At 33.8% G+C, this 5894-nt stretch carries 5 protein-coding genes and 1 pseudogene; 2 read left to right on the top strand and 4 right to left on the bottom strand.

Annotated elements, in window-relative coordinates:
• Window positions 1–44: 44 nt before the first annotated feature.
• Window positions 45–509: pseudogene (locus KI369_RS20370) on the bottom strand (BA2291 family sporulation histidine kinase); the annotation flags it as partial.
• A 232-nt stretch (window positions 510–741) separates the two neighbouring features.
• Here KI369_RS20370 and KI369_RS20365 point away from each other — a divergent pair.
• Complete coding sequence (locus KI369_RS20365) at window positions 742–1134, top strand: YueI family protein (RefSeq protein WP_000247572.1); 393 nt, start codon at window positions 742–744, stop codon at window positions 1132–1134.
• Window positions 1135–1255: 121 nt separating this feature from the next.
• Here the strand turns inward: KI369_RS20365 and KI369_RS20360 are convergent, their stop codons facing one another.
• Entirely contained in the window at window positions 1256–2680 is a 1425-nt protein-coding gene (locus KI369_RS20360; RefSeq protein ID WP_212957182.1) for an aldehyde dehydrogenase family protein, read from the bottom strand.
• A 133-nt stretch (window positions 2681–2813) separates the two neighbouring features.
• Entirely contained in the window at window positions 2814–4169 is a 1356-nt protein-coding gene (locus KI369_RS20355) for a hemolysin family protein (RefSeq protein ID WP_212957181.1), read from the bottom strand.
• 354 nt (window positions 4170–4523) lie between these two features.
• Here KI369_RS20355 and racA point away from each other — a divergent pair, with 354 nt between their 5' ends.
• Complete coding sequence (racA, locus tag KI369_RS20350) at window positions 4524–5066, top strand: chromosome-anchoring protein RacA (RefSeq protein WP_212957180.1); 543 nt, start codon at window positions 4524–4526, stop codon at window positions 5064–5066.
• A 97-nt stretch (window positions 5067–5163) separates the two neighbouring features.
• Here the strand turns inward: racA and KI369_RS20345 are convergent, their stop codons facing one another.
• Window positions 5164–5760: a hypothetical protein gene (locus KI369_RS20345; RefSeq protein ID WP_088096314.1), complete on the bottom strand. Its 597-nt coding sequence runs from the start codon at window positions 5758–5760 to the stop codon at window positions 5164–5166.
• Window positions 5761–5894: the final 134 nt, after the last annotated feature.

Below are 5894 nucleotides of genomic sequence, written 5' to 3'. Positions count from 1 at the left end.
TGCCCTAAAATCGTCAGCCTTTCTTTATGTGTTTCGTTAATTTATTGCTGTTTTTCCTCTAAATTTTTTGATATAATTTCCGAGTATTTTAAAACAGTATAATAAATTAATTTGTCAAAACAAGTATGTATTTTGGACATAATTGGTTTCAATTCACGTGCGCTAACATCTAATTCACACATCGCTTCGAAAAGCTCATTTCTTCCCACATTTGCATTATAAACAAAATCACCAATATTCGCATCTGCTCCTGCACGTTCAATAGCAATTTTCTCGCATAGTGGCTGAAGATAATCTATATCTTTTTCTTCCATAGTAAGTTCGATAATTAACTCTAATAAATCCTCTCCATTTTGAACTGCTTCTAGTCTAAATGGATCTTTATCGGAAATTATCATTTTGTTTTTCCAGTTCTCAACGAATTGGTGCCTGTTGTTTTTCAAGTGCGAACAAAATACTTCTTTAATATCCTTATCGATTGGAAAAACCCCCATTTCCTCCATTTCCACGCGACGAATACCCTTTATATTTTGAATATTAACACAAAAATTGCGATTCGTTAATAGATTATTGTCACATTTTGTTAATATGTGTTGATAAAATTTTTATGGCTTTATTAATTGTTTAGATTGACACGTTCCATTTTCCTTCCTTTTATTCAAAGTTTTTTACATTCGATGAGACTTTTTTTGCATCCTGCTCCATTCTTTCGTACAATAGAAAATGAAAGGTGTGAAAAATATGGTAAATAAAAATGTGGAAGATTATCTCCAAGAAGGCATTTACGGCCAAAAGCAGAACAAACCAGAAGAACGTAATATGTATTTAACTACATTACGTGAGCGTGTAGAAATCGCTTTAACTATCGGTCAAGTAATGCAAAGTAATGTATATTCTGAAGTAGCTAGTAGCATGCGCTCTTCTCAATCATTACAAATATTCCTAAATGGTGGCATTGCTTACCCACATTTATCAAAATACATTAAATTAGCAAATGAAAAAAATGTTCCTTTTACAATTGTTCAAAATAAAGGTACAGAAACACCAATCGGTTTAGTATTATCTCATAGCACTGCTGTTGACAAAGAACAAATTTATGTAGAAGATGCTATTTTCAAACAAGAAATGAAGTAAAAGGTACACTTGATTAAATGAAATCGTTCCGAGAAACGTAAAACAAACAATAAAAAAACGAGTATGGAATCGTAAACATTTCCTGCTCGTTTTTTATTGTGATATTTAAGCTCGATCTACTTTATTTTTTAATACATACTAATTTCATTTCTGTCATTTCTTCTATTGCATATTTAATTCCTTCACGACCCGTACCGCTTTCTTTCACACCACCGTAAGGCATATGATCCACCCTAAACGTTGGAATATCATTTATCATGACACCACCAACTTCAAGCTCATCAATTGCACGCATTGCTTTAAACAAATTATTTGTAAACACACCTGCTTGTAGACCGTAACGTGAATCATTTACTTGCTCTATCGCCTCATCAAATTCTTTAAATGTATTTACTGTCATAAGTGGACCGAATACTTCTTGGCACTGAACAGATACATACTCCGGAACATTTGTTAATACAGTTGGTTCAAAAATCCTTGTATCACGTATCTTACCACCGTATAAAACTGCTGCCCCTTCTTTAATAGCTTCTTGCACCCACATGTCAATTCGCTCGACATCTTTTTTCGAAATTAAAGCCGATACATCCGTTTCTTCAAGCAGTGGATCACCAACAACAACTGTTTCCATCGCTTTCTTTAGCTTTGATAGAAATTCATCCATTCTCTTTTCATGTACAAAAACACGTTGTACAGAAATACAAACTTGTCCATTGTTTACAAATGCTCCCCATTTTACACGTTCAATTAATTCATCTGTTAATTCTACATCTTCATCAATAATAACAGCAGCGTTTGATCCTAGTTCTAACGTAACTCGCTTTAGCCCAGCCTTTGCCTTAATTCCGATTCCAACTTTCGGACTTCCCGTAAAAGTAATGGAAGCAACATCATCATTTGTAACTAGCGCCTCACCTACAGTTGAACCAGGACCAGAAATAATATTTAAAGCCCCTTTTGGCAAGCCTGCCTCTTCAAATAGTTCAACTAATGCGTAAGACGATAATGGCGTTTGATCAGCTGGTTTTAATACAACTGTATTTCCAGCAGCAATTGCAGGGCCGACTTTATGTGCCACTAAATTTAACGGGAAATTAAATGGTGTAATAGCTCCTATAACCCCAATCGGTTTTCGTATTGTGTATGCAATACGTCCATCTGCACCAGGTGCTGCATCAAGTGGCAGTGTCTCGCCGTATATACGCTTCGCTTCTTCCGCCGCGAATTTGTATGTCTGAACGGTACGATCTACTTCTCCCCTCGCAGCACGAATTGGTTTTGCAGCCTCTTTTGCAATAATCTCTGCAAATTCTTCTCTTCTTTCATCCATTTTTTGTGCAACCTTCTCTAAAATCGTCGCACGATCATATGCAGATAATGTATTCATTTTTTTCATTGCATTTTTTGCAGCAGCAACAGCCTCTTGTACATCTTCTTCCGTTCCTTGTGCAATTTCCGCTAACGTTTCTTCAGAATATGGTGCGTATAATGGTTTATACGTGTTTACCGACTTCCAATCTCCATTTATATATAAATGCTTTTTCATAATTCTTCTCCTTCCAAATATATGTATACAACAATACTTCACCTAGTGAAAGGTCTGACTTATGTCATTGTATCATAGCCCTTATTCTGCCAAAAACATTATGCTCAAAAAAAACTCTGCCATCTAGCAGAGTTTACGAACTAATTTGTTCTTGTAATGAAATTTGTTTTTCGTCTTCTATAATAACAATTGATTCTACAATTTTTGTAACTTCTAATCTCTTTATATAGCGTCCGTCTAATTCTTTCACACAAAACTTATAATTTTCAATTTCAATGAAATCCTCTTCAGCAATTTCTATATTCTTCGTTAAAATCCAACCACCTATTGTATCAACACCATTATCATCAATCGTTAAACCTAATAACGTATTCACTTCACTAACAAGCACTTTTCCCTCTAATATCGTTTTCGTTTCACTAACTTGTTGAATCTCTGGCTGCTCATCCGTATCAAACTCATCTTGAATATCTCCAACTATTTCTTCTAAAATGTCTTCAACAGTAACAAGTCCAGACGTACCACCATATTCATCTATCAATATAGCAATATGCGTTCTTTCTTTTTGCATTTTTAAAAATAAGTCGTGTATCGGGATGGAATCGATAACTAAAATGATCGGCCTAATATATTGCTCTACTTTCTTATTACTTACTGCACTATGCTGCACAAAATCTGTGAAAATATCTTTAAAGTTTACAAAGCCTATTACGTGGTCTTTGTCGCCATCAACAACTGGATATCTCGTATACTTTTCCCGAGACATTTTTTGCAAAGCTTCTTCAGCAGGCATCTCTTTACTTATAATATGCATTTCAGTTCGGGGTACCATTATTTCTTTTGCTATACGATCATCAAATTCAAAAATTTTATTTACATATTTAAATTCAGACTGATTAATCTCTCCGTTTCTGTAACTTTCTGAAACTAATAACCGTAATTCTTCTTCTGAATGAACATCATCGTGCCCTTTCGGTGGTTTCAGCCCTAACAACTTCGTAATAATTCGGGCTGATCCATTTAATAGCCAAATAAATGGAAACGCCATACGATAAAAGAAAATTAACGGTTTAGCAACAAATAAACTCACTTGTTCAGCTTTTTGAATCGCTAATGTTTTTGGGGACAATTCCCCTATTACTACATGTAAAAATGTAATAAACAAAAACACTAAAATTACAGCAAAAATGTCCGCTATTTGAGTAGAAATGTTCAAATTTACAAAAAGAGTGTCGAACATTTGCTTTAACGCAGGTTTACCAAACCACCCAATCCCCAGAGCTGTAACTGTTATTCCTAGCTGACAAGCAGATAAATATTCGTCTAAGTTTGTAATGACTGTCTTGACAGATGTTGCACGATTATTTCCTTCTGCAATTAAATAGTCAATTCGTGAACTTCGTACTTTAACAATTGCAAATTCTGCTGCAACGAAAAATGCCGTTAAGGCAATTAAAACAATCACTATACTTATACTATATATGTCCAAATACTTTTCCTTACTTACATTGTAAGCAAGGAAGCCACCTCCTACTTAATTTTATTCAAGTGAAGTAAGCATTCTAATACTCTAACAAAATTCTACATTAGCAACCACCTTTTTATATATTATATGCATACATAAAAAAGATATTTATCATTATGATAATCTAATTCATTTCCCTCAGTCAAATGATTCTAAATTTTAAGATAAAACATTTTTATATACACGATATATTCTTCATAGCTTCATTTCGTGAAAAAACACTTTCTTTGCCGATTCCACACTTCTTTTGTCACACTAGAAGGGAACTTACATCATAGATCGAAATCATTCAACAGGATATATATAGGAGGGATTATTTTGGAATATAAAACACCATTTATCGCAAAAAAATTAGGTGTTAGCCCAAAGGCTGTTGTCCGGATTGCACAACAATTAAATCTTTCGATAGAAAAAAATAAATATGGTCACTTTATTTTTACACAAGATGATTTAGATCAAATGCTAGAATACCACCTTTCACAAATAGAGCAGTCTCCCAACTCTCACTCTACTCCAAAAACATCATCAAACGATGTTGTAGAATTAAAAACTCAAGTAAATACAATTGTTCAAAACATATCATCGCATGATTTTGAGCAATTAGCAGCTCAATTAAACACAATCACAAGAAGGCTAGATCGAATGGAAGAACAAATGCAAGATAAGGCGAATGACGTTGTTACGTACCAACTTTTACAACATCGCCGTGAAATGGAGGAAATGTTAGAGAGAATTCAAAAGCTAGAAGCTGCCCTCAAGAAGGAAGAACCAATTTATATTACTCCTGATTCAAAACCAACATATGAACGAGAAAAGAAGCCGAAGCGCCGCAAAATGATTTTTAGTATATTTGGATTATAATTTTTAGACCCTTATTAAAATAATAAGGGTCTTTTTTTCTTGAAGAATGATTTCACATTAATATAGCATTCTCTTTATTATACATATTCATTTCGCATTATTTGGTTAACATAATATTCTTACTGTATTCTGCAATTAATGCCTGTGCATGAGCATTCCCTTGGATCACATCTCGAAATTCTTTTAAAGAATACAAATGCGTAGCCCCTTTCCGGGCGTGAATTCGTACTGGTACACCTTGTAAAGTATCATGAAACTGAAATGGCTTATCTATCGGTTCAATTGGGAAACCAAGTGTTAATAAATACATATACATTCTTTTTGTAACTGCTGCAATATACCATTCTGCTTTCGTTTCTAATGCATGCATAAATAAAATAGCTGTTAGTCTTTTGAAGTGTCCTCTCCCACGAGACGTTTTCGCAATACTTAACTTGCCTATTTCATATACATTTTTCAAATCTTTCACTAAGTCATTTTTAGAAAACGGATAGAAAAACTCAGAATTCGATTGCTCTGGTTCCGTATATTTAATACATTCTACTGTACCAATATGATGTTCATCTTCTATTAATAAAAATCGTGATGGATTTAAATTACGTTCTACGAACATTAAGTTTCTTTCTTCACAAAAATCTCCCCATAGTTGCTCGAACCAAAAATGTTCTTCCTTTGTTTGAACACGCTGGAACATATTTACCCGCCTTTCCCATCGCCGCTCTGTTTTTGATAACGCTTTCACTATCTATCATATAAGAACAAATCTTCGTATGCAACTAAAAATATTTATGACTTATTATATTCTGCAAAACGAATTAAATTCCAACT

Source organism: Bacillus sanguinis (genome assembly GCF_018332475.1).
GTDB lineage: Bacteria > Bacillota > Bacilli > Bacillales > Bacillaceae_G > Bacillus_A > Bacillus_A sanguinis.
The sequence above is the reverse complement of the archived record's forward strand: the minus strand, read 5'-3'. Positions and strand labels throughout refer to the sequence as shown.